The organism is Actinobacillus capsulatus DSM 19761, from assembly GCF_000374285.1.
GTDB lineage: Bacteria > Pseudomonadota > Gammaproteobacteria > Enterobacterales > Pasteurellaceae > Actinobacillus > Actinobacillus capsulatus.
In genome coordinates this window covers 99,688-117,870 of record NZ_KB893938.1, presented here as the reverse complement: position 1 = coordinate 117,870, position 18,183 = coordinate 99,688, and the positions used below count along the sequence as shown (strand labels likewise).

Here is an 18,183-nt window from a genome sequence, read left to right as displayed (position 1 = left end):
TGCACCATTTTCTCCAACATTGGCTGCACCGCCTGACGGGTAAAAAAATCGCTATTTACCGTCCACCACATCATTAACACCGTTTCTGCATCTTCGCCTGTCAGATTCTGTACCCATTCAAGCGGTTTACCCACCGAAATACTGACTAAATGCAGTATCTCTTGGTAATGTTCTGCAATAAGGTTCATTAAACCATCTAAACCAAACTCCGCTTCAGCTTTGCTTAACGTGCTGCGCAATGCCGTAACAAATGGCATAAACAACGTACGGTGCTGTAATTGCTGGATGAGTGAATATTCTTTGATTTCGATTTCTTCGCCCGCAATAGTGATTTTCTCATTCGGGAACAACACATTTAATTCATCTTGTTTTTGCATAATCAAGCCTTGGTATTTTTAAAGCCCCTGTTCTCAGGGGCAAAGGAAAAATTTATTGATTAATTTTAACAATACGACCGAAACGACCTAATAAGTCATCGCCTTTTTTATGGGTATCAGCAAGTACTTTCGCTTTAGCACTCAAAGCGTCTAAAGCATTATCGTTATTAATCAGATTTAATGCGTCCGTCGGGTTAAAATTGATTTTATACAGTTCAACTAATACCCATTCGTTTTGTTCCGCCATATTGACGCCTTCGTAACGTAGGCATAAATCTTTCGGATTGCCTGTTAACATTGCTACATTTTGCACCTCACCGTATTTATAAGCGACGGTTTCGGTATTACCAGTATGCGCGGTTAAAAATTCGACCGCACCAAAAATGCTATCGACAAAAAAGTCCGTTCCTTCAGTCATATTGTCAATTTTGACCTCGCTGACATTGGCGTAAGCTAACGCAATACGGTCACCGACTTTAATCTCTGCCGGTAATTTTTCGCCGGTTACCGTACCTTCAGCAATTTTGCCGGCGTTACCGAGTAATAATAAAGAAAGATTATCAACGCTTAATTCATGAAATTTGACTGATACTTCACCCGATTTACCGGTAATGATTTTTCGTACCTCTTGGCGATTGCCAGAGTACGACTCTTTGTGAGTAAAATCCTCAACGGTAAGTGATACACTAAGCTCTGAGACATCACCCACCCAGCGTTGTGCGCCAATAGCGCCACCAGGTAAACGTTCGGCAAGGTAGACTTTACCCTGACCGTAGCTATATGTTTCGTTACGCATTTGCCTTCTCCTCTTGTTGCGTTTTTTGTGATTTACGGGCAGCGTCAGCCGGTTTGCCTACCCCCATATTGATGATGAATTGTGCGGTAGATTGGTTTAGTTCCAAAGTATCACCAGCTTGATATTGTTTGCCGCCGTGTGTATGTGCCGCAGTCAAAATAATTTTCACTTGTGCCATTATTTATTAACTCCCGTAATTTGGCATAGGTGCTTTAAAGTACATACCGTACACCGCAACCCCCATACCGCTTTGAGTGTCCGACCATAGGTTTTGTACGCTTAACAACTCAAAGGTACCGCTTGGCTCAAGTCGATAGCGGTGTAATCCCGCGCTTAATTGCTCAACCAGTTGATAGATACCGATATTGTCTTCGCGGTCGCCGTCTAGTACATTGGCGACGATGTATATTGCCCAGCGAGCTTGTACAATACGCGGGTTTTCGCTTGGCATATGCCCAAGCCACGCAATATATGCGGCGGGCGGATTACTGACGATACGAGCCACCGCCGAATCATCCCAGTGCCCCGGGTGCGTAGTTACTTCGTTTAAGGCGTTGCCGCAAAGTGCTCTAATTCGCGCTTGTAACGCATCACTGGTTTTAGCAATATTGCTCATCAGATAAACCCTTTTGACTTATCTCGCGCCCAAATTGAAGGTGATGACTGAATGGTAATGATATTGTCACTCTCTATTGCATTACCGTCCTCACTAACACCGAGTGAAATCGTACCGTTTGCCACTTTTTCTAAGTACTTGATAGTATCTTCATAGTCGCAGCGCGCTTGCTTAGTAGCGATATTTTTCTCCAAGAAATAGCGGGCGATATAGCAGCAATGACGTTCCAACACTGCAGGCACACTTTTTAGAGGGAGGGTATAACGACCTGCTAAATAGCTATCAATTGTCTGCGACGCATCTTGCAGTGCTTCGATGACTTTTTGACTGTCTACGCCGTCAGCAAGCGTGTTAAAGACTTTATCGCCGTAGCGTTTAACTAAACTTTCCGGTGTCGCGTAAAGCATTATTCGTTATCCTTCGGTGCTAGAGCATTTTCAAGTAACGCAATCAGTTCGTCTTTTTTTGCAGACTTTGCAAACTCAACGTTTAATTCCGTTAATTTCGCTTTTAGTTGATCTACAGTTAAATCGGCTGGTAATAGACTTTCTGAAAGCTGTTTACTTTGTGTAGATGAAGTCTTACTATCTTCAGATAACCCTTTGTTATCTTTTTCACCGCTTGCGGGTTCGGCTTTTTTAACCACCAGACGTGGGTCGGCTTGGAGTTGTGCAAGCTGACTTTCGGTAATGCCTTCAATTTTGCTTTCACCGGCTGCAAGGCTGAGACCAGCACGGCGATAACCGTGTTTAATTTTGTTCGACACCACAACATCGTATAACGAAGTAGATTTTTCCATTTCATTTAAATCCTCTTTAAATCGGGTTTAAAGTGCGGTCAAATTTGCAAAAAACTCACAAAATCCGACCGCTTGAGATTAGAGATAATCAGCAACAATCAGCTCTAAACGACCTTTAAATTCATTGTCTACCGTTGCACCGTTTTCGACACGGAATTCACGTTCTAAAAGCTGAACAGCTTCTTTTTCAAGTGATGGTGGTACAACTAACACAGTCGGCTTAATGCCTAAACGGTGATCTCCATCGCCGCGTACAGCACGCATTGCACCAATGGCTTTCCATAAGTTTTCAGGAGTAAGCTTTCCTTTCACTGCGTGAGCCTGTTGCCAGAATCCATAACCGACATTACAACGGCTATCCACACCATAGGTGTAAACGTCCTCCTCAAATACTTTTTGAGCATTTGCATCTGTCATTTGTGCTGGTCTAGGTGGTTGGCGTTCTTGGAAAATAATCGGTTTTAATGCACGAGATGTATCTAACAAATACCATGCATTTTCTTCCGTAACCCCTGTACCATCATCTGTAATATTGCTTACAGATACTGGACTTGTGCCATCTACATTTGCACCGACAGGGTGATCAGTATCGAAGAAATACTGACCGTCATAACATGCTGTACTAAAACCTGCCTTCAATGCACCGAATACAAGCTCATCAGGTTGCGTACCGGCTGCTAACCCCAAATCTTCAATAAGCGGGCTATACACGCCTTCGTTATCGTCTTCTACATCCGTGCGTTTAATTGACACCCCGTTTGCAAAAGATTTATTTTCAATTGAATAACCGTGACTTTGGATTGCGGTAATCGTACGTTTACCAACCCATTCTGTCAGTTTCGGCATTTGCCCCAACCACGCATAGGAATTACTTGCCGTGCGTGATTTCACCACAGTTGCAATCTTGGTATATTGGCTAGGCGCTTTTGCCAAGCCATCTTTAAAGTTTTTAGCAAAGCCTACAAATAAGGCTTTTACAATTTCAGGAGTGACATTCTTAGCCATTAGTTATCTTCCATTTCTTCTTTTTGTTTCAAAAAGTCCGCTTCGCTAAGACCTAAGCGTTGCGCCATTTCTTTTTCAACCGCACTTAACACCGCAACCCCTTTTTCGGTTTTCTCCACAGTTGTGGTTTGCGTTTGTTGTGCGGACAACACGGCAATTTGTGGGCGTTGCTCTAACATTGCAGATAATTCCGCCACGCCTTTTTGTTTGCCAAATTGTTTTAAATAATCCACTTCCGCTTCAATCACACGCCCTTCATTACGTGCTTTTGTCACCATCGTGTCGATTTCGGTATCTGTCGATTTCGCAGATAACACCGCTAATTGCTGTACGGTTGCATCATAGGCTGCTTTCGGCACATATTTGCTTAAATCCACATCGTTAATTTGAGCGCTTAACGTCGCAACTTGAGTTTCCGCTGTCGCTTTCGCGCTAGTAATGCCATCTAGTGCAGTAATAGCGGCTTGTGCGTGCTCGTCGGTAATGTCCGCCTCATCCGATACAGTGACACCGAGCTTACCAAGTAACTGTTTTACCAGACTCATTGATTTCTCCTTAGTTGGGGTTGATTGTTCAATTCTTGCCGACAACACCGCTAATCGCTTCATGCCGGTTACACCGGGGTCGTTTGTTAATGCTGCCATTCTTAGTTCGAGCGGTTCGCCGTTTTGGTCGTACGGGAATACTGCACTCAAAAACGCAAACTCGCCGTTTTTAATATGCTGATAAGCTTTCGGCGTCCAGCGAGGCTTAATAAACAAGCCTTGTCGTTCGTCATCATCAAACCAGTGCATTTCATCGGCATTAAACCAGCCTGCAGCTAATACTGCGCCGGCACCTTGTTTGGCTTTCAAAATGCTTTCGTGCTCGTAATCAATCAGCACGTCTTGCTTTAACGCACGTACCCGTTCAATCAAGCGTTGTGCAATTGCCGCATTAATAAACCAGTGCGCAACATCAAAAGGACGTCCGTCACGTGCCTGAAATTGACCTTTTGGCAAAAGTTGTTGCCAGCCGTCAGGCGTGGTGCGATTGATTTGTGCCGTTAATACGGCAAGAGGGTGTTTTGTCGTGTTCATGGCGCCATTATGCGCCGGTTGGGCTATTGGATGGGTTTGTGGTACATCACAACAAACTACCGATTTTACGGTGGTAATTTGTTGTGATGTTAGATATGAGGTAGAAATAAATAATAAGTAGCGTTCAAAAGGCGTTTAAAGGCGTTTAATTGCGTTTAAAAAAATAAGTCGGCACGACTTATCGGCTCAATGGATTTTATTCACGCCATGCGTGTTTTATTGCGTTTTTTAAAATACCTTTGATCTCGTCGATACCGTCTTCGGAAATGCCTAAAAATGGGCGGGCGGACATTTTATCGGTACCGAGCTGATGATAAATACCGTAAGACTCAGATACACCGACTGCGGCAAAGTCATCGCCATAGTCAATATTCAAGCTTGCAATAAGTAAGCCTGTGCGATGTAGTATCTTACCATCATATCCTTTTGCATAACGACTTTTTTTGTATACAGGGTCGAGCGTTTCCCATTTCTCGCCGGTTGGTGAGCGTTCGTTTTCAAAGGCATCTTCAGCATCTTCACGCAGTACATTTGCCATTTTACGCGTTATACCGTCGGCTTTGCCAAGTTGTACTAATTTAGCAAATGCGCCTTGCACAATACGCATATCTTTTTCGTTAAACTTTATGTCGAGTTCCACTTGACATACTCCTTAAAATCGTTTTAAATTTAATCAATCTTAATTAAGTGCCGTGTGGCGAAATGGTAACGCGGCATCATTTATAATGATGTATATCGTGGGTTCAACCCCCACCACGGCACTTAGTACCTAATTAAGGCACACCTTTTATCACTATATATTGCCCGCCTTTAATAGCACTTAACACATCTTCATAGTTTTCGACTTTATATGCATTGATAACTGCGTCCACTTGTTCTTTTGGTTTTAGTCGCTTGATATTAAAAGTTGGGTCAACCACAACTTTAATTTTACGATCTGCCGTAAAGTAGATTAGATTATTGTGACCTTCGCTTTTATCTAATACAACAAGACTCCCTTGCGCAATAACACGCGATAAGGAAGCGTATTCATCACTGGTTAATCCAATTCCACCGGATTGGTGCTTTGGACTGTTAGCATGTGCAAGACTACGTTCTGTCATCACTAGTAAGCGTTGTGATGATTTTTCGCCGCCTGATAACTGCGCTACTTTATCGGCAATATCTTCGCTGATAATCCCCGCCGAGATGTAACGGTTACTTGCACCGTGTTTGCCGAGATTCGTGTATACCCAATTCTCAAATGCTTTATGCCGCGCTTCGCTATTATTAATAGCCTGTATTGTTTGGCTACGTAAATCACGATTTTTTGCATCTAAAATTTTACGCACTAACGCCACATCACTGCCAAGCGCACTTTTGCCGACATTATGGCTCCAGCCGGGGTCAGTCTTTATCGTACCTTTGTCTGTCGTCAAATGATAGATTTTTGCGTGCGTTTCTTCGCCGGTCGCTTTATCAATGCCGGCAAGCGCCCAACTTTGCTTGATCTTGCCGTTAGATTGGCTGACTTCAAGCCCTTGTTTTTTAAGCCGTCTCTCGCTTAATGCGCGCACTCGACAGCGACAATGCCAACCGTTAGGCGGATACATCACCTCCCAAATCGGATCGTCATAGCGATAGACTTTCTCGTGCAACGCCAAATGGCTTGCACGGGTGCGACTATCTTTAATCGCTAGATATTGCCAATAAGGTTGTTCGTCAGAATTGGCGAGTTGTTCGGCGTAGCGTGCAGCATGATAAGCGGTAATTTTATTGGTACGCAAAATCGTTTTTAAGCGACGTGGGCTGCCAAGCTGTATAATTTGTTCAGTGCCGTTTAAATTTGATATTTTCGTTTTTCCCCACCAGCCTAAGGCTTCCAACTTTGGACGTAGATCGTTGATATATTCGCGCTCCGGTATACCTTTTTCTATCGCCTCTACGGTTGCCGTGCGAATTGTCTCTAAAATATCCATACGAGTGACTTTCGCGACAGTAAATGCGCGAGCATGCGCATCTTCTAACGCTTCCTGCCAATTCCAAGTAATAGCGTATCCTTTAGCTTTAATATAATCGACCGCAACTTTAGGCTCCATGTGTAAAAGTGCACGCATATTAAGATCATTGGTTGGCATATAGGCGTCCTATTAAGTCACTCACAAAAATTGCACGAGTTAGCATTTTTTCCAGCTCCTCATCGTCCAAATCATCATAAAGTTCGGTAAGTCGTTCTTGCGCAAATTCATAGCCGCCGGTTCTGATGGCATCTACAATTGGCTTTAACATCGGGTCGATAACTGATTCGTATTCTTGCGCCGTCGGTTCTAACTGGTCAATCATATCATCTGGGTCACGACGGATAGCATGAATATTAAGCGCACTTAATACCGCATTGTTCTCTTCCGGTTTCGGTTTATCCGTTTCTAGCGGTTTAAGCGTATCTCGACTTAAAATTGCTTCGTTGTCGCTGGCAATCGGGATTTGTACTTTGTCATGGCCCATTGCACCGGGATTTTAAAGCCGATGTCGACCAGTTTATTTAAGCCTTCGCTAAAGCGGTTAATGTCTTCGATTTCGGATAAATCAAACTCAAATTTAGGTATACGGCGCGCATTATTAAATGATTTCGCGTTAAGTGCGTAAAGCGGATAGACTAAATCGCGCGTAAGTGTGGCTTGTAGCCGTTTTAAATCGCTGTCGCGTAATTCTTGGCGAACCTCGTCGTGCACTTTGCCGAGAGCGTTTGTTGAGCTTTGACCGTCGGCTTGAGAGGTGAGCGTACCGCCTAAAATAGCTTTAGACATGGATTTTTCCGCCCACTCAATCATGGTCATAAAGGCTTTACTATCGCCTTCCGCCGCTTTTTCAAATTCTATTTCCATGCCACGGGGGATAATGCCACCAGCATTGTGACCGATACTCATCACTGCACGGAGTAATGTTTGTTTTTCGTTATTGGTTGCGCCTTCCGGGTATTTACCAAGGCGTAATGGCAAGCCGTAAATTTCTAAAAATTCAGCGAAATCACGCGCCGAATAATTTTTATAAATAAACGGAAAAATCAAGGTACGCACAAGTCCGGTGCGTGATAAGTAGCCGGTTTTCGCTTTAGCGATATGAGTAATCCAGCCGAATTTTGCTAATGCAATGCCGTCTACTGAGCCGTCGCGTAAACGTAGCGTATTGCGAGCGTGAACTGGTGTCATAAACCATGCTGGGTCACGCCATTGCACGTTGCGAATTAATTTTAACCCGCCAACTAAATTCGGTTCCCATTCGATTTCTTGACAAGCGAAACCCTTTAAAATAGCGTCGGATGCGTCAAAAATACAATCGTCTAGCCATACTGCATCGCGCAGGATTTCCTCTAACATTTCGGCGTCGCGTTGTTCTGCGCGACTCGCATTCGGCGGTGGTTGGATTTGCCAATCTACTGTTAATAATGCGGCTCGGCGTTTGCCGAGTTCCGATTGTAAATGCGCATCTTTCTCTTCCATATCTTCGGCAAGTTCGCTTTGTGCGACTAAATCGCCGAGTTCAGCAGCTCGCATAATACTTGCCGCTTTATTGGGAGTCAGTCCGCTTGCTGGATGATCGCTTACATGATTTTTTAAGTATCCCAGACGCGCCTCATTCTCTGTTTGCGGTGTATCGTCAAACACAAACGGATTGCCGTGAATGTCAACAATCTTGCTTTTCATAAAAAGTCCTTAAATATTATCCCAATCCGAGCCAAACGCAGCAGTTAAGTCTTCCATTTCGCTGTTTGAGTAATTAAAACTATAGCCGTTCGGCGTATCCGTATGTTTTGCAGGCAGCGGGATAAAATCAATTTCACCACCGGTCATATAACTTGCTCTAACAGCCATACAGTACGCTACTGCAGAGTCGCCATGACGTTTACCGCTTTTACCTTGTGAGCGTGATTTGTCAATTTTCGGCACACCGTTGATCACCACAATGTGCCCTTGGTCTAGAATAGTTTCCTCATCCTTTGGAATACGGATAAGGTCAGATTCATATAAAGCTTTATATTTAGGCATCCATTCACGGTACCATTTATCATTAAGTTGTACGGTTTCTACCATAGACGAACCGTAACGCAACAAGGCACTTTCGGCTAAATAGCCACCGTTGCCCGTTGCATCAAAGGCTGCGCCGATAAAACGGGGGAGCTTCGACAATACAAACAGCATAATTTGCTTTTGTTGGTCGTAAGGGCAGTTGCGGATTTCAAGGGTTAATTCAATATGGCGAGCGGTATTAGGCAAACAGGCACAAACACTAAATACACTTAAGTCGCCACTTCTTGCAAAGTCCACACCAAAACTGTGTCGGTAGTCTTTGTTTAGGCTTTCAAGCTGTGGCAATACGTCTTTTAATAACCATTCTGCGGTCATCACTTCACGTTCAGTTTCTGAATACGTGATAAATTTGTCATCACATTCAAAGCGTAAAATGACTTTGCTTTCATCGGCTGCACGATCAATTAAAGGACGAGGGATGTAGCCACCGGAACTACGTTTCGGCACGCAGTAATATTCTTCTAGAGCGTCTTCTTCAGAAGCTGTATTTTTTAATAAATCCGCTTATATAGACCATCTGCGCACGCATCATCAATTGTGATAGTATGTACAGAGTAGTCTTTTCTGCCAGCTCGACTATCAAGAATAAGTTGATTAAATAAATTATCTACTCCGTTGTGCGTTGAGATAATCCTGACTTTAGAACCCCACATAGTTAAAGCAAGAGCCGCTTTAATCAAAGCAGCTAAATCATCGTGGAAGGCAGCTTCATCAATCACAACAATGCCTTGCATACCACGTAAATTTGATGGTCGGCTAGATAATGCTTTAACCTTAAAACCTGATGCAAAATGAATTACAAAAGTGAGAATATCTTTCCCTTCTTTTTCATCAGTTAATACTTCTTCTTGTGTTTCGCTTGCAGCATAATTAAATGCTTTTGACCACATTGCAGCCGCATCAATGTATTCTCGTGCCATCTCTTTATTTGAGCCCACATAAAAAACATTATCGCCCCCATCTCTACGCATTGTACTAGAGACTAAAGCATTGTCAGCGGCTTCTGCCCACGTTAATCCACATCGCCGAGTTTTCTCAGCTATTTTTAGTTGACTATTGTCTGCAATCCATTTTTTTTGATAAAAAAGTAATAATTCTTTCGGATCAAATAAATGAAGATTATCTAAAAAGTCTTGACATTCTTTCGATAATTCATTTAAGGGGCGTTCATTCATTAATGTCATAATGCGATGCCTAAAATTTGTTCCTTAATCGTTTTGACTGTTTCTGCTGATAACCCAGCTTGTACCACAACTTTCTCAGCTGTTTCAGCCGCCTGCTGGGCAACTTCTTTACGGACTTTGCGTTCGCGTTCTTCAGATATGCTTTGAGCTTGTTCAATACGATTCGCAATCAAAGCAAGCTGATTCAAAAATTTAGGGTCTTTCGCTACTTTTTCATCAGCAGTAATGGTTAAATCAAATGCCATGGTTTTAACAGCTTCCATTAGTAGCTTACCAATATCTGACTGTGGTGCTTCGCCGAGTTGCTTTGTCCATACTTCAGCGACTTCACGTGCTTGACGAATTTTTGTCCCCATTTTTTCCATACGGGAAGCATAGCGGTTTAGTCCAGTTTTGCTTAGTTGCATTTCATTTGGTAAACCACAGTCAATAATCAGATTATTGATTTCTTCTAATATTTCAGCCTGTGAGAATTGTTTGTCTCGTAACATTGCTGCTAGCTGTGTCTTAATATTCGGTGGCAACAAATCAACTTTGCTGGCACGTCCACGTGTTGTTTTATCGCTCATTTAAACGCTCCTTAAATTTTGTTTAAAAACCGTTTAAATTTTTGGACGTGGGCGTTTTACACCGTCCACAAAAGCACGTCCCTGTGACACATCTAAACCACGTTGAGTAATGGTTGCGACCATATAGCCATCTTGTAAACGTTGCACTTTCACCAGACCTTGTTCTTCCAGCCAGTTCAAATGATTACGCACTAAATCACGGCTAATATCATGACCGTACAAGTCTAAGCAATCGCTAATAATCGATTCGTTTGCGTCATAACCTGCGTCCGCAAGAGAGCGCAAAATAACTAAGCGTTGGTCTTGCGTTAATAAATCTTTTAACATTCTTACTATTCCTTTAATTTAGCCTCTAGTAAAAGTCCAAGCTGATGACTGACTGCATCCATCTGACGGCTTGTTGCTTTGGTGTCGCCTTTAACATCAGTCACTAATGTTTTTAAACGTTCCACATCAACCGCCGTGGGTAAGTTTTCTACTTGTTTTTCCAGCATAGCAATACGGCTGTCGTGATTTTTAGCCACTTCTAGCAACTGTCCAATATCGTTTTTTTTCGCATATTTACTGTCAAGTTTCAGCCAAAATGCTCCAGCGACCACAGCGGCAACGGTGGAAATGACACCGAAATTGGCTCGTACAAATTCAAATAAATCATTCATCATCGTCCTGACTCCCAATCCTCTTGGCAACTAATGCAGCGATGAGCCGTAGGCTCTGCACGCAAACGAGCTACTGGAATCGGTAAACCGCATTCGCTACATTGACGCCCGGCTTGTGCGATAGCGTCAATTTCGTCATCTGATAACTCTGTCTCTAAATGCGGTGCGAGTTGCATTTCTAAAATCTGTTCTTCACATTCAGAAATGCGATCTAATAAATCTGGCATTACTCATCCTTTTGTTCTGCGTCTTTACAGATTTGGCGATAGGTGGTGTTATGCACTAAAATTTGTGCTAACGTTTCGGTCGTATCTTTACGGCTTGCTTTAATGACTGAAAAGCCCGCACAAGACGTATTAGTCACGTAAGTCACCGTCGGTGTGCAAGCGGTCAATAACCCCGTCACGGCTAGTGCTACTAATGTTTTCTTCATTTTGCTTTCTCACTTCAAAATTCTTTACTTTGGTTTCAGCTACCGCTTTAGCAGCTTTTAACTGTTCATTTTTCTGCAATAGCGCTTGATTTTTCTTTTTTTCTCGGCTGACTTGTACGCTTTTAAATACGCCCCAGCCTCCAAGTAATGCTACTGCTGATACAATAGCGGCAAGTTGAGTTGTAAACATTATTCTTCCTCCGAACGAGAACGTTTAAATGCGCTCACTGCGCCTTTCGTTGCGGCTGTGCCAACACATGCAAATAAAAACGTGCTAAACAGCTCGGGAACATAAGGCTTATCCATATATACGCAATAAATCATGATGATCAGGCTTGCTAAAAAGCCGAAAAATTGGATTGTTGCAGTCGTTGATAAGCGACCATCTCCGTTTGAAATCAAATCTTTCATGCTGTTTTAATCCTTATATAAGTGTTCTAAATTCACGACTTGCTCAGAATCAAGCCAAGACCATACGTCAAAACACGGGCAGTCTTTTAGCCATTCGTTTTTAGTGATCTTGCCATCGTTATTTAAGTCTGGAGATAAGTCACGATGACCATAGATTTTTGCTTTTGGATGCTTGGCTTCTAGTTCACGTAACAGCTTATGTAATGATTGCCACTGTGCTTCAGTATATTCAGCGTGATTTTTACCACTTGCACTAATGCCACCGATTAAACAGATACCAACAGAATTGCTGTTATGACCTTTTACGTGAGCGCCGATTTCGCCGACTTGACGACCTGTTTCAATAGAACCATCAATATCAATTACAAAGTGATAGCCAATATGTTTGAGATGAGCGTTAAAATTTTTTACCGCTACTGCTGAACGCTTATAGCCACGTTCTTTATGCCAGCTATCAATGACTTGAGCAGATGTTTTGTCTGCTTGTTTTAGTGATTTACCGTTCTGCGTTGCAGAGCAATGCACAACGATTTTGAAAATAGGTAAGGACATAAAAAAAACTCCCTTTAACAATTTAAAGGGAGTGTAAATCAATAAGGAGATAGGTTGGGTTTGTGGTGTATCAAACAAAAACTAATAAGACAACTCAGGCTGGAGTCGTTTTTTAATCAGTTTCCGCTGTTTACGGATAATCGCATAAATATGTGGTTCGGACAAGTTAAATCGTTTACTTAATTCCGGCATATTTTTACCGTTAAACTGATCAAAAATTGTATAATCACGTAATGCTTCTTTTAATCGATCACCACGCGGCAGATAGATAGCCTGCCCGCCTAAATAATGGGACATAACAAGCACGATCTTTTCGATGGTTTTATCATCAAAGCTTTTGCCTTGACGACGCAGTTCCGTCTTAATGACCGAGACTAAATCAGCAAGCACGCTTCCCCAATACTTACTTAATTCATCGTCAGGGATATTATCCAATTTATCAAACAACTGTCCGACTAGTTCGTGGTCGTCGGCAAATAAGTCTTGTTGATTGTCGTTCATTTTGTCATTCTCCCTTGCCATTTTTTCAGCATTTCGAGTAGTTGCGTTGCCTCTCGGTTATCTAAACTTTGTACATTAAGCTTAATTAATGCATGCTTTTGTCTTACTTGACCTTTAAACAATGATTTGTGCATAAATTTATTGAGTGCTTGCTCCGAGCCATCTTTGATAATGCCGCTTTTGTACATATCAATCCACACAGCACGGATTTTGTGCGCAATGTTAGATTTTACTCTGGCATTTTCTGTCACCGGTGACAGTCCTTTTTTCGGTTGTACTTTAAAGCCCTTCTTTTTCATGTGGTCGTACACCCGCATTAATTCGGCAATACCCATTTGACGGCAGCTGGTTTTACCGGTTAACTTTTCGAGCATAATTCGGTAGCTCGACTCATCCATCATAAGCTTTGTTTTCGCGACGTGGATGAGCTGAATGAGCTTAGGTCTTGTTAGGTTTAATTTCGACATGTACACCTCTTAACATTTGCTTGATTTGCTTAATATGATGCTCTGCTATTTGCGGGTCGATTTGCTGTTCGATTTTTAACGACTCCGGTACCACTCGACGCGGTAGTGCTTCAAACAATTCTTTTGGTGTTGGAAACCATTCACAGGTTTGCGCTAGTCTAATAAATGCCTCGTTAAATCTCGGTTCGTCTATTGCTTGCACAAACCGTTTTTTATAAGTGATCACCCTAAACCATGCTTCCATCGTGTGAGCGATTTCGTCTTCCTTCGGCGCATTTTTAAGTTTAAGCAACACCAACATGCTAAAGCCGTTAGCAATCGTCTTTTTTAACCATTGTTCGCCCATGCTTGTATCCCTTTTATCGTACTCAACGTTTTGCTGTGCGTCGGCGTTTTAGCCATGATTTGTCCTGCCGCTTGACCTTGCCAACAGCTGATCACTTCAAATAAATAGCCGTGATTCTTCATCGGCAGTTTTAAGTGATGACGGTTTGCCAGCATACTGTTTATCGCATAAATCCATGCATCAATCGGCGCAGGGTAGACCTTACCATCGCGTTTGATTTGTTGTGCCTGCACACAAGGTAGTAATTCGTTTAAAATCGCTGCCACACGGTCAAAACTCAGTGCTGACTTAGCCGGACGGAAATAGTCCCAAATAGCCGATTAACGCTTTACCTAGTTCACCGTTAAACGATAACGCAAGGCTAACTGCTTCGCTGGCTTTATCATGTGCAATAAGCGCGTCAAGCGAGTTAACCGCTCCACACACGGGACATTTACATTTCATGTTTAAACCTCGTTTAAAATCCATTATTCAGCCCACTTAATGGTGGTTAAATGGGCTGTAAATAAGCTTACTTGATAGGTGGTTTTGGCAAGGGTTGCCAGTGAGTTACTTTGTAACATTCACCGTTTTCGCTGTAAAAACGATTCCCATGTATCATATAGCCGATAAATTGATGCGGGATATCGTCTTGCTCTTCCAATCCATACAATAAACAATCGCCTGTTTTCTCAAAAAACTCATAAATAGGATTAATTTCTGGTAGCGAATCTTTAACTGATATCCAGTTATTATTTTTCTTGATTCGTATTCTTTCAACAAGATGCTTTTCTGCTTCCATTAATGTTATTTACAGATCCTCATTTTTTTGTTCTACATCTTTAATACCAAATAGTCCACAAGATGGCTCATACCATTCTTTAATTACCGAATGATGTTCGTGGTGTTCAACTGTTCTTCTTTTCACACCAATACAACGGTAACGATCTTTGGCTCCTTTACTTCGGCTTTTACGTTCAACAACGTCGCCACCACAGTTTGGACATCTAATCATTCTTCATCCTCATTTTCCCAATCTTCTTCCTCGTAAAGATCACTCAATGTTTTATTAATTGCTTTTTGCATACGTACTTTATAAGTCTCTTTACTATTTAAAAAAGCTAATTGCATTGAGGTTATTAATTCTTCATAACGTTCTAAAATATCAAAGCTATTTCCATTAAAATCCACTCTTGCAATACGTCCACCAAGCACGTCTGTTTTTGCATTAATCTCAACTTGGTTTAAGCCATTTTCATCTTTGAAAATTACTTCTAAGCAGATTTTGTATTCTTGTTCGATCATATTACCCCTTATTCAGTTCGCCAATCTTCTTCCGGCATTAAGTCTGTTACATCTTCTTTTGCCCACATATTTAAATAACGGCGAAAACCATAGGTTCTTGGGCGTTTTGCCGAGTAAACTCGATTCACTTCAAGATCTTGTTCTGTTAGTTTTTTAATCACTAAATACCTCCTAGTTAATCACTTTTTGAATTTCATTAAATCGCTGTTTAGATTCTTGTGTTGTAATCTTCGCTTTGAGTTCAAACGCTAATTTTCTGCCGTTATCCCAAAGTACGCCAGCGCCTTTAAAATCGCCTTCGTAAACGTACTTCATCGCTTCTTCAAAAAGCTCAATACAGTTCGCCATTTCTTGGCGAAGGTCTTGATTTTCTGTGATTGTCATTTTATTTCTCCTGTTTAAAACACATTATTAAGCCCCCTTTAAATTTGGTTTAAAGAGGCTTTAAATATGCTTTAAGCTGCCGCTACATCTAATGCAATCGGCACATATTTGCCATCTTGGTTTCGTTTATAAAAACGCACATAATCTTTACTACCGACGACTTGTACACTATCTGAAATAGCAGTCATTGCTTGATTCCAACGTTCATCATCAATTTCTACACGGCGGAGTGATAAAATCTTAGCGGTTGATAGGTTGCCTTCTTTATTCACTTCAAACGCATCTTCAATTAATGCTTTTAGCTCTGGCTTTGCCCCCTCTGACCAGTCGTGCAAACATTCATCAATCAAGGCTTTAGCTGCGTGGATACGTTCATCAAAGCGGATATGGTCTTGCACGGCTAACTGCATTTTGTACTCGCCATCATAAGTAAATAGGCTTACGTTGCCTTTCGCCCCACCGATTTTTACACCGTATTTTTCTGCCGAAAGGCTGATAAACGCACCAACATCATCAAATACTGAACGCTTAAATTTTGCTAATGCCGTGCTTTGCTCAATCGCTTTTTGTGCAAAATTACGCACTAATTCATCACGCACTTTATCGACTTCTTTTACTAAATTGTCCGGCTTTAAATTACCGTTTGCGTCTTTCCAATAAAGCTCGCCACCGATTTCTACTTTGCTCATTTCTAACTCCTAATGTTTTAATTTCGGGCAAGTGTAAGGGTAATGTTCTGCATTGATTTTCGGGGTAATGCTACCTTCTTTATGTCCGCTATAAACTAAGTAGATAACGCCATCAATACAAACCTCCCTAATTTGGTTGTAGTTATAAAACTTTAGACCGTTTTCTAATTGTCCAGATTTCTCACAACTAGCTAAACACATCACACTAATCAATATTGCTGCCATTTTTCGCATTTTTACCTCCCAGATACTCTAATGCTTCAATAAATTCACCAGCTTCAACCGTGTTATCAAACACTCGCCCTGATTTTGTTAACACAAAGTAATAACGGTTGGATTTGTCGATTGTTTGCATTTTTACGCACCAGTCGCCAGCATCCGTGGTATCAATAACTGCGTATTCTTTGCCATCTTCGACTTCTTCCCAAAGTAGCGGTGGTACTACGGCATAACTGCCGACTAATACGCTGCCTTGTTCGTTACTTGCTCTCATATTTAACTCCTATTATTAAGGTTGATTAATTTAAATAGCTGCGCCAAATCACTTTAATGCCTTCAACTATCATCTGATATTCAGCAAAATAGACACCGTCATTACCGTGCAAATACGCAATGGCTTGACCGGTTCTTTGCAGCTTTTCCGTATACATGTTCGCCTGTACACGCACACGCGGTTTAATTTTGTTAAAGTCGATACTTAATACGTATAGCCCCATTTTATTTAGTTCGGCTATGCATTTTTGCGTTTGGGATAAGTAGCCGAGCGCAATATTGTTACAACCGCCGTACACCGGGTGGGATTTTGCTTTTTGCATTAGTTCACTCCTTTCATTTGTGCTTGAGCCTGTAAAATCAGCTCTAAGGTAATTAAAGTGCCTTGCCCTTTGGCTGTCATGCCTGCAAGGCGTAAATATTGGGTTAAAGCACGTAAGCCGCCTGCTTTACCGCCGATGTCATAAAGCACGGTCATTAAATCTTTGTCGGTAATATCTAAGCCCCACGCCTGTGCAATCGCTTTAATATCACCTTTTGTACTGGCTTTAATCGGAGTGTTATTGCCTAATCGGTTCCATAACCGTGCATATTCGTGCGCTTGATTAACACCGCCTTGCATTTTGGTGTACACTTTGTCATTGCCGATTAAAGCAAAACCGATATCGGCTTTTTCTTGCAAATAACGTAATTCTTCAATGGCGTCATAAGTCAAATGATCGCTTTCATCTACAATGATTAATCCTTCTGTTCCTTTTATTTTTTCGTAAATCAGGCGACTTAGGGTATCTTTACGACGAGGGGCATCTTTAATACCCAGTTCTAATGCTAATTCATATAAGAATGCACTAAGACCAGCTCGGCTTGGGCTAATGGTCACCATCCACACATTTTGGTAACGCTTGGTATATTCTTGACAGGCTTTGGTTTTGCCTACACCGCTTGCGCCATAAATCGGTACGATGGTTTTACAGATTCGCGCTGCATCTAGAGCAAAAAACACTCGCTTCGCTGTCGGCATTTCAATAAAATGCGGGGCTTCTACAAATACTTTTTCTTTCTTCTCACACGTAGCAAGCCAGTTCTGTAAAGCATTTTCAACATTCTCCACCGTGCCGGCATATGTGCCTTTTAAATAAGTACTTAACGCCGCAGTCGAAATGCCGGACTGTGCAGCGATTTCACGCTGGGTGTAAATTTGGTTGTCTAAAAGTTGTTTGATTTGGTTGATTAATGTCATAATAAGGTGTCCTTTTTCTTTTGATCAAATGTGCGGTTTAACCACTCCAACATCTCTTCAAAGGTTGGTACTTGCCAACCTTCTTTTTTCCCTCTTGCGACAAGACGCTGGTAACATTCTTCAGCGGTTGGTTGGCTTTTTCGTAAATAATCGTGCATAAAATAGCAATACACATTGGCTTGGATTGGCTGTAATGTCTTCATTTTTAATACTCCTTAAAGTAGGATTTATGG

The 18,183-nt window shown here is 41.9% G+C and carries 34 protein-coding genes, 1 tRNA gene and 2 pseudogenes; 1 reads left to right on the top strand and 36 read right to left on the bottom strand.

Annotated elements, in window-relative coordinates; translation table 11 throughout:
- The 9 genes from C228_RS0107390 to C228_RS0107350 all read right to left on the bottom strand — a co-directional run.
- On the bottom strand, nucleotides 1-377 hold a 377-nt coding region (locus C228_RS0107390), incomplete at its 3' end, for a DUF6631 family protein (RefSeq protein WP_018652022.1).
- Nucleotides 378-429: 52 nt separating this feature from the next.
- Nucleotides 430-1,173, bottom strand: coding sequence for a phage tail tube protein (locus C228_RS0107385; protein WP_018652021.1), 744 nt, complete (start codon nucleotides 1,171-1,173; stop codon nucleotides 430-432).
- Nucleotides 1,166-1,351: a DUF7210 family protein gene (locus tag C228_RS0107380; RefSeq protein ID WP_018652020.1), complete on the bottom strand. Its 186-nt coding sequence runs from the start codon at nucleotides 1,349-1,351 to the stop codon at nucleotides 1,166-1,168. The genes C228_RS0107385 and C228_RS0107380 overlap by 8 nt, the downstream gene beginning before the upstream one ends.
- Before the next feature lie 6 nt (nucleotides 1,352-1,357).
- Entirely contained in the window at nucleotides 1,358-1,789 is a 432-nt protein-coding gene (locus C228_RS0107375; protein WP_018652019.1) for a DUF1834 family protein, read from the bottom strand.
- Nucleotides 1,789-2,196 (bottom strand): gp436 family protein, encoded by a 408-nt coding sequence (locus C228_RS0107370; protein WP_018652018.1) that lies wholly within the window; start codon nucleotides 2,194-2,196, stop codon nucleotides 1,789-1,791. Before C228_RS0107370 ends, C228_RS0107375 begins: the two co-directional genes overlap by 1 nt.
- Nucleotides 2,196-2,588, bottom strand: a complete 393-nt coding sequence (locus tag C228_RS0107365; RefSeq protein WP_018652017.1) for an HI1506-related protein — start codon at nucleotides 2,586-2,588, stop codon at nucleotides 2,196-2,198. Before C228_RS0107365 ends, C228_RS0107370 begins: the two co-directional genes overlap by 1 nt.
- 78 nt (nucleotides 2,589-2,666) lie before the next feature.
- Nucleotides 2,667-3,593: a Mu-like prophage major head subunit gpT family protein gene (locus C228_RS0107360; RefSeq protein ID WP_018652016.1), complete on the bottom strand. Its 927-nt coding sequence runs from the start codon at nucleotides 3,591-3,593 to the stop codon at nucleotides 2,667-2,669.
- Nucleotides 3,593-4,672 carry a phage protease gene (locus C228_RS0107355; RefSeq protein ID WP_018652015.1) on the bottom strand — a complete coding sequence of 360 codons (1,080 nt, stop codon included), beginning with the start codon at nucleotides 4,670-4,672 and terminating at the stop codon, nucleotides 3,593-3,595. The genes C228_RS0107360 and C228_RS0107355 overlap by 1 nt, the downstream gene beginning before the upstream one ends.
- A 196-nt stretch (nucleotides 4,673-4,868) precedes the next feature.
- Nucleotides 4,869-5,312: a phage virion morphogenesis protein gene (locus C228_RS0107350; RefSeq protein ID WP_018652014.1), complete on the bottom strand. Its 444-nt coding sequence runs from the start codon at nucleotides 5,310-5,312 to the stop codon at nucleotides 4,869-4,871.
- A gap of 48 nt (nucleotides 5,313-5,360) precedes the next feature.
- On the opposite strand from C228_RS0107350, the gene C228_RS0107345 reads away from it, so the two are divergent.
- A tRNA-Ile gene (locus tag C228_RS0107345) sits at nucleotides 5,361-5,434 on the top strand.
- A gap of 11 nt (nucleotides 5,435-5,445) precedes the next feature.
- On the opposite strand, the gene C228_RS0107340 is transcribed toward C228_RS0107345, so the two are convergent.
- The 27 genes and pseudogenes from C228_RS0107340 to C228_RS0107220 form a co-directional block, all read right to left on the bottom strand.
- Nucleotides 5,446-6,789: a phage head morphogenesis protein gene (locus tag C228_RS0107340; protein ID WP_018652013.1), complete on the bottom strand. Its 1,344-nt coding sequence runs from the start codon at nucleotides 6,787-6,789 to the stop codon at nucleotides 5,446-5,448.
- Nucleotides 6,776-8,355: pseudogene (locus C228_RS13440) on the bottom strand (DUF935 domain-containing protein). The gene C228_RS0107340 and the pseudogene C228_RS13440 overlap by 14 nt, the downstream one beginning before the upstream one ends.
- A gap of 9 nt (nucleotides 8,356-8,364) precedes the next feature.
- Nucleotides 8,365-9,923: pseudogene (locus C228_RS13435) on the bottom strand (terminase large subunit domain-containing protein).
- A complete protein-coding gene (locus tag C228_RS0107325) occupies nucleotides 9,920-10,492 on the bottom strand; it encodes a DUF3486 family protein (protein WP_018652012.1) in 573 nt (190 codons plus the stop codon). The pseudogene C228_RS13435 and the gene C228_RS0107325 overlap by 4 nt, the downstream one beginning before the upstream one ends.
- A gap of 33 nt (nucleotides 10,493-10,525) precedes the next feature.
- Nucleotides 10,526-10,819 carry a VpaChn25_0724 family phage protein gene (locus tag C228_RS0107320; protein ID WP_018652011.1) on the bottom strand — a complete coding sequence of 98 codons (294 nt, stop codon included), beginning with the start codon at nucleotides 10,817-10,819 and terminating at the stop codon, nucleotides 10,526-10,528.
- Between the two features lie 5 nt (nucleotides 10,820-10,824).
- Nucleotides 10,825-11,154, bottom strand: a complete 330-nt coding sequence (locus C228_RS0107315; RefSeq protein ID WP_245552757.1) for a DUF2730 domain-containing protein — start codon at nucleotides 11,152-11,154, stop codon at nucleotides 10,825-10,827.
- Complete coding sequence (locus C228_RS0107310) at nucleotides 11,151-11,378, bottom strand: TraR/DksA family transcriptional regulator (RefSeq protein ID WP_018652009.1); 228 nt, start codon at nucleotides 11,376-11,378, stop codon at nucleotides 11,151-11,153. Before C228_RS0107310 ends, C228_RS0107315 begins: the two co-directional genes overlap by 4 nt.
- Entirely contained in the window at nucleotides 11,378-11,515 is a 138-nt protein-coding gene (locus C228_RS13430) for a hypothetical protein (protein WP_018652008.1), read from the bottom strand. The genes C228_RS0107310 and C228_RS13430 overlap by 1 nt, the downstream gene beginning before the upstream one ends.
- Nucleotides 11,508-11,774: a DUF2681 domain-containing protein gene (locus C228_RS0107300; protein ID WP_018652007.1), complete on the bottom strand. Its 267-nt coding sequence runs from the start codon at nucleotides 11,772-11,774 to the stop codon at nucleotides 11,508-11,510. The genes C228_RS13430 and C228_RS0107300 overlap by 8 nt, the downstream gene beginning before the upstream one ends.
- Nucleotides 11,774-11,995 carry a DUF2644 domain-containing protein gene (locus C228_RS0107295; RefSeq protein WP_018652006.1) on the bottom strand — a complete coding sequence of 74 codons (222 nt, stop codon included), beginning with the start codon at nucleotides 11,993-11,995 and terminating at the stop codon, nucleotides 11,774-11,776. The genes C228_RS0107300 and C228_RS0107295 overlap by 1 nt, the downstream gene beginning before the upstream one ends.
- A 6-nt stretch (nucleotides 11,996-12,001) precedes the next feature.
- Nucleotides 12,002-12,547, bottom strand: coding sequence for an N-acetylmuramoyl-L-alanine amidase (locus C228_RS0107290; protein ID WP_018652005.1), 546 nt, complete (start codon nucleotides 12,545-12,547; stop codon nucleotides 12,002-12,004).
- 81 nt (nucleotides 12,548-12,628) lie between these two features.
- Nucleotides 12,629-13,048 (bottom strand): Mor transcription activator family protein, encoded by a 420-nt coding sequence (locus tag C228_RS0107285; protein ID WP_018652004.1) that lies wholly within the window; start codon nucleotides 13,046-13,048, stop codon nucleotides 12,629-12,631.
- On the bottom strand, nucleotides 13,045-13,515 hold the full coding sequence (locus C228_RS0107280; protein WP_026313234.1) for a gp16 family protein: 471 nt from the start codon (nucleotides 13,513-13,515) through the stop codon (nucleotides 13,045-13,047). The genes C228_RS0107285 and C228_RS0107280 overlap by 4 nt, the downstream gene beginning before the upstream one ends.
- Nucleotides 13,487-13,861, bottom strand: coding sequence for a hypothetical protein (locus C228_RS0107275; protein ID WP_018652002.1), 375 nt, complete (start codon nucleotides 13,859-13,861; stop codon nucleotides 13,487-13,489). The genes C228_RS0107280 and C228_RS0107275 overlap by 29 nt, the downstream gene beginning before the upstream one ends.
- Nucleotides 13,843-14,127: a hypothetical protein gene (locus tag C228_RS14820; RefSeq protein ID WP_245552756.1), complete on the bottom strand. Its 285-nt coding sequence runs from the start codon at nucleotides 14,125-14,127 to the stop codon at nucleotides 13,843-13,845. The genes C228_RS0107275 and C228_RS14820 overlap by 19 nt, the downstream gene beginning before the upstream one ends.
- Before the next feature lie 22 nt (nucleotides 14,128-14,149).
- Complete coding sequence (locus C228_RS14815) at nucleotides 14,150-14,305, bottom strand: hypothetical protein (RefSeq protein ID WP_245552755.1); 156 nt, start codon at nucleotides 14,303-14,305, stop codon at nucleotides 14,150-14,152.
- 67 nt (nucleotides 14,306-14,372) lie between these two features.
- A complete protein-coding gene (locus tag C228_RS0107265; protein WP_018652001.1) occupies nucleotides 14,373-14,642 on the bottom strand; it encodes a DUF551 domain-containing protein in 270 nt (89 codons plus the stop codon).
- 9 nt (nucleotides 14,643-14,651) lie between these two features.
- On the bottom strand, nucleotides 14,652-14,855 hold the full coding sequence (locus tag C228_RS0107260; RefSeq protein WP_018652000.1) for a hypothetical protein: 204 nt from the start codon (nucleotides 14,853-14,855) through the stop codon (nucleotides 14,652-14,654).
- Entirely contained in the window at nucleotides 14,852-15,145 is a 294-nt protein-coding gene (locus C228_RS0107255) for a hypothetical protein (protein WP_018651999.1), read from the bottom strand. Before C228_RS0107255 ends, C228_RS0107260 begins: the two co-directional genes overlap by 4 nt.
- 8 nt (nucleotides 15,146-15,153) lie before the next feature.
- Entirely contained in the window at nucleotides 15,154-15,306 is a 153-nt protein-coding gene (locus C228_RS14335) for a hypothetical protein (protein ID WP_018651998.1), read from the bottom strand.
- 10 nt (nucleotides 15,307-15,316) lie between these two features.
- Nucleotides 15,317-15,529 carry a hypothetical protein gene (locus C228_RS0107245; RefSeq protein WP_018651997.1) on the bottom strand — a complete coding sequence of 71 codons (213 nt, stop codon included), beginning with the start codon at nucleotides 15,527-15,529 and terminating at the stop codon, nucleotides 15,317-15,319.
- A 71-nt stretch (nucleotides 15,530-15,600) separates the two neighbouring features.
- Nucleotides 15,601-16,218, bottom strand: a complete 618-nt coding sequence (locus C228_RS0107240; RefSeq protein ID WP_018651996.1) for a DUF3164 family protein — start codon at nucleotides 16,216-16,218, stop codon at nucleotides 15,601-15,603.
- A gap of 9 nt (nucleotides 16,219-16,227) precedes the next feature.
- The gene (locus C228_RS14125) at nucleotides 16,228-16,452 is read right to left on the bottom strand and encodes a hypothetical protein (RefSeq protein ID WP_081618472.1); all 225 of its coding nucleotides are present in this window, start codon (nucleotides 16,450-16,452) and stop codon (nucleotides 16,228-16,230) included.
- A complete protein-coding gene (locus C228_RS0107235; protein ID WP_018651995.1) occupies nucleotides 16,424-16,711 on the bottom strand; it encodes a hypothetical protein in 288 nt (95 codons plus the stop codon). The genes C228_RS14125 and C228_RS0107235 overlap by 29 nt, the downstream gene beginning before the upstream one ends.
- Nucleotides 16,712-16,736: 25 nt before the next feature.
- A complete protein-coding gene (locus C228_RS0107230) occupies nucleotides 16,737-17,033 on the bottom strand; it encodes a hypothetical protein (RefSeq protein ID WP_018651994.1) in 297 nt (98 codons plus the stop codon).
- On the bottom strand, nucleotides 17,033-17,950 hold the full coding sequence (locus C228_RS0107225; RefSeq protein ID WP_018651993.1) for an AAA family ATPase: 918 nt from the start codon (nucleotides 17,948-17,950) through the stop codon (nucleotides 17,033-17,035). The genes C228_RS0107230 and C228_RS0107225 overlap by 1 nt, the downstream gene beginning before the upstream one ends.
- On the bottom strand, nucleotides 17,947-18,153 hold the full coding sequence (locus C228_RS0107220; protein ID WP_018651992.1) for a DNA-binding domain-containing protein: 207 nt from the start codon (nucleotides 18,151-18,153) through the stop codon (nucleotides 17,947-17,949). Before C228_RS0107220 ends, C228_RS0107225 begins: the two co-directional genes overlap by 4 nt.
- Nucleotides 18,154-18,183 lie beyond the last annotated feature (30 nt).

Excerpts from the sequence above, each read along its gene's own strand:
- C228_RS0107385 (WP_018652021.1), bottom strand. The coding sequence starts at position 1,173 with ATGCGTAACGAAACATATAGCTACGGTCAGGGTAAAGTCTACCTTGCC.
- C228_RS0107380 (WP_018652020.1), bottom strand. The coding sequence starts at position 1,351 with ATGGCACAAGTGAAAATTATTTTGACTGCGGCACATACACACGGCGGC.
- C228_RS0107375 (WP_018652019.1), bottom strand. The coding sequence starts at position 1,789 with ATGAGCAATATTGCTAAAACCAGTGATGCGTTACAAGCGCGAATTAGA.
- C228_RS0107370 (WP_018652018.1), bottom strand. The coding sequence starts at position 2,196 with ATGCTTTACGCGACACCGGAAAGTTTAGTTAAACGCTACGGCGATAAA.
- C228_RS0107365 (WP_018652017.1), bottom strand. The coding sequence starts at position 2,588 with ATGGAAAAATCTACTTCGTTATACGATGTTGTGGTGTCGAACAAAATT.
- C228_RS0107360 (WP_018652016.1), bottom strand. The coding sequence starts at position 3,593 with ATGGCTAAGAATGTCACTCCTGAAATTGTAAAAGCCTTATTTGTAGGC.
- C228_RS0107355 (WP_018652015.1), bottom strand. The coding sequence starts at position 4,672 with ATGAACACGACAAAACACCCTCTTGCCGTATTAACGGCACAAATCAAT.
- C228_RS0107340 (WP_018652013.1), bottom strand. The coding sequence starts at position 6,789 with ATGCCAACCAATGATCTTAATATGCGTGCACTTTTACACATGGAGCCT.
- C228_RS0107325 (WP_018652012.1), bottom strand. The coding sequence starts at position 10,492 with ATGAGCGATAAAACAACACGTGGACGTGCCAGCAAAGTTGATTTGTTG.
- C228_RS0107320 (WP_018652011.1), bottom strand. The coding sequence starts at position 10,819 with ATGTTAAAAGATTTATTAACGCAAGACCAACGCTTAGTTATTTTGCGC.
- C228_RS0107315 (WP_245552757.1), bottom strand. The coding sequence starts at position 11,154 with ATGATGAATGATTTATTTGAATTTGTACGAGCCAATTTCGGTGTCATT.
- C228_RS0107310 (WP_018652009.1), bottom strand. The coding sequence starts at position 11,378 with ATGCCAGATTTATTAGATCGCATTTCTGAATGTGAAGAACAGATTTTA.
- C228_RS0107300 (WP_018652007.1), bottom strand. The coding sequence starts at position 11,774 with ATGTTTACAACTCAACTTGCCGCTATTGTATCAGCAGTAGCATTACTT.
- C228_RS0107295 (WP_018652006.1), bottom strand. The coding sequence starts at position 11,995 with ATGAAAGATTTGATTTCAAACGGAGATGGTCGCTTATCAACGACTGCA.
- C228_RS0107290 (WP_018652005.1), bottom strand. The coding sequence starts at position 12,547 with ATGTCCTTACCTATTTTCAAAATCGTTGTGCATTGCTCTGCAACGCAG.
- C228_RS0107285 (WP_018652004.1), bottom strand. The coding sequence starts at position 13,048 with ATGAACGACAATCAACAAGACTTATTTGCCGACGACCACGAACTAGTC.
- C228_RS0107280 (WP_026313234.1), bottom strand. The coding sequence starts at position 13,515 with ATGTCGAAATTAAACCTAACAAGACCTAAGCTCATTCAGCTCATCCAC.
- C228_RS0107275 (WP_018652002.1), bottom strand. The coding sequence starts at position 13,861 with ATGGGCGAACAATGGTTAAAAAAGACGATTGCTAACGGCTTTAGCATG.
- C228_RS14815 (WP_245552755.1), bottom strand. The coding sequence starts at position 14,305 with ATGAAATGTAAATGTCCCGTGTGTGGAGCGGTTAACTCGCTTGACGCG.
- C228_RS0107265 (WP_018652001.1), bottom strand. The coding sequence starts at position 14,642 with ATGGAAGCAGAAAAGCATCTTGTTGAAAGAATACGAATCAAGAAAAAT.
- C228_RS0107260 (WP_018652000.1), bottom strand. The coding sequence starts at position 14,855 with ATGATTAGATGTCCAAACTGTGGTGGCGACGTTGTTGAACGTAAAAGC.
- C228_RS0107255 (WP_018651999.1), bottom strand. The coding sequence starts at position 15,145 with ATGATCGAACAAGAATACAAAATCTGCTTAGAAGTAATTTTCAAAGAT.
- C228_RS0107245 (WP_018651997.1), bottom strand. The coding sequence starts at position 15,529 with ATGACAATCACAGAAAATCAAGACCTTCGCCAAGAAATGGCGAACTGT.
- C228_RS0107240 (WP_018651996.1), bottom strand. The coding sequence starts at position 16,218 with ATGAGCAAAGTAGAAATCGGTGGCGAGCTTTATTGGAAAGACGCAAAC.
- C228_RS14125 (WP_081618472.1), bottom strand. The coding sequence starts at position 16,452 with ATGCGAAAAATGGCAGCAATATTGATTAGTGTGATGTGTTTAGCTAGT.
- C228_RS0107235 (WP_018651995.1), bottom strand. The coding sequence starts at position 16,711 with ATGAGAGCAAGTAACGAACAAGGCAGCGTATTAGTCGGCAGTTATGCC.
- C228_RS0107230 (WP_018651994.1), bottom strand. The coding sequence starts at position 17,033 with ATGCAAAAAGCAAAATCCCACCCGGTGTACGGCGGTTGTAACAATATT.
- C228_RS0107225 (WP_018651993.1), bottom strand. The coding sequence starts at position 17,950 with ATGACATTAATCAACCAAATCAAACAACTTTTAGACAACCAAATTTAC.
- C228_RS0107220 (WP_018651992.1), bottom strand. The coding sequence starts at position 18,153 with ATGAAGACATTACAGCCAATCCAAGCCAATGTGTATTGCTATTTTATG.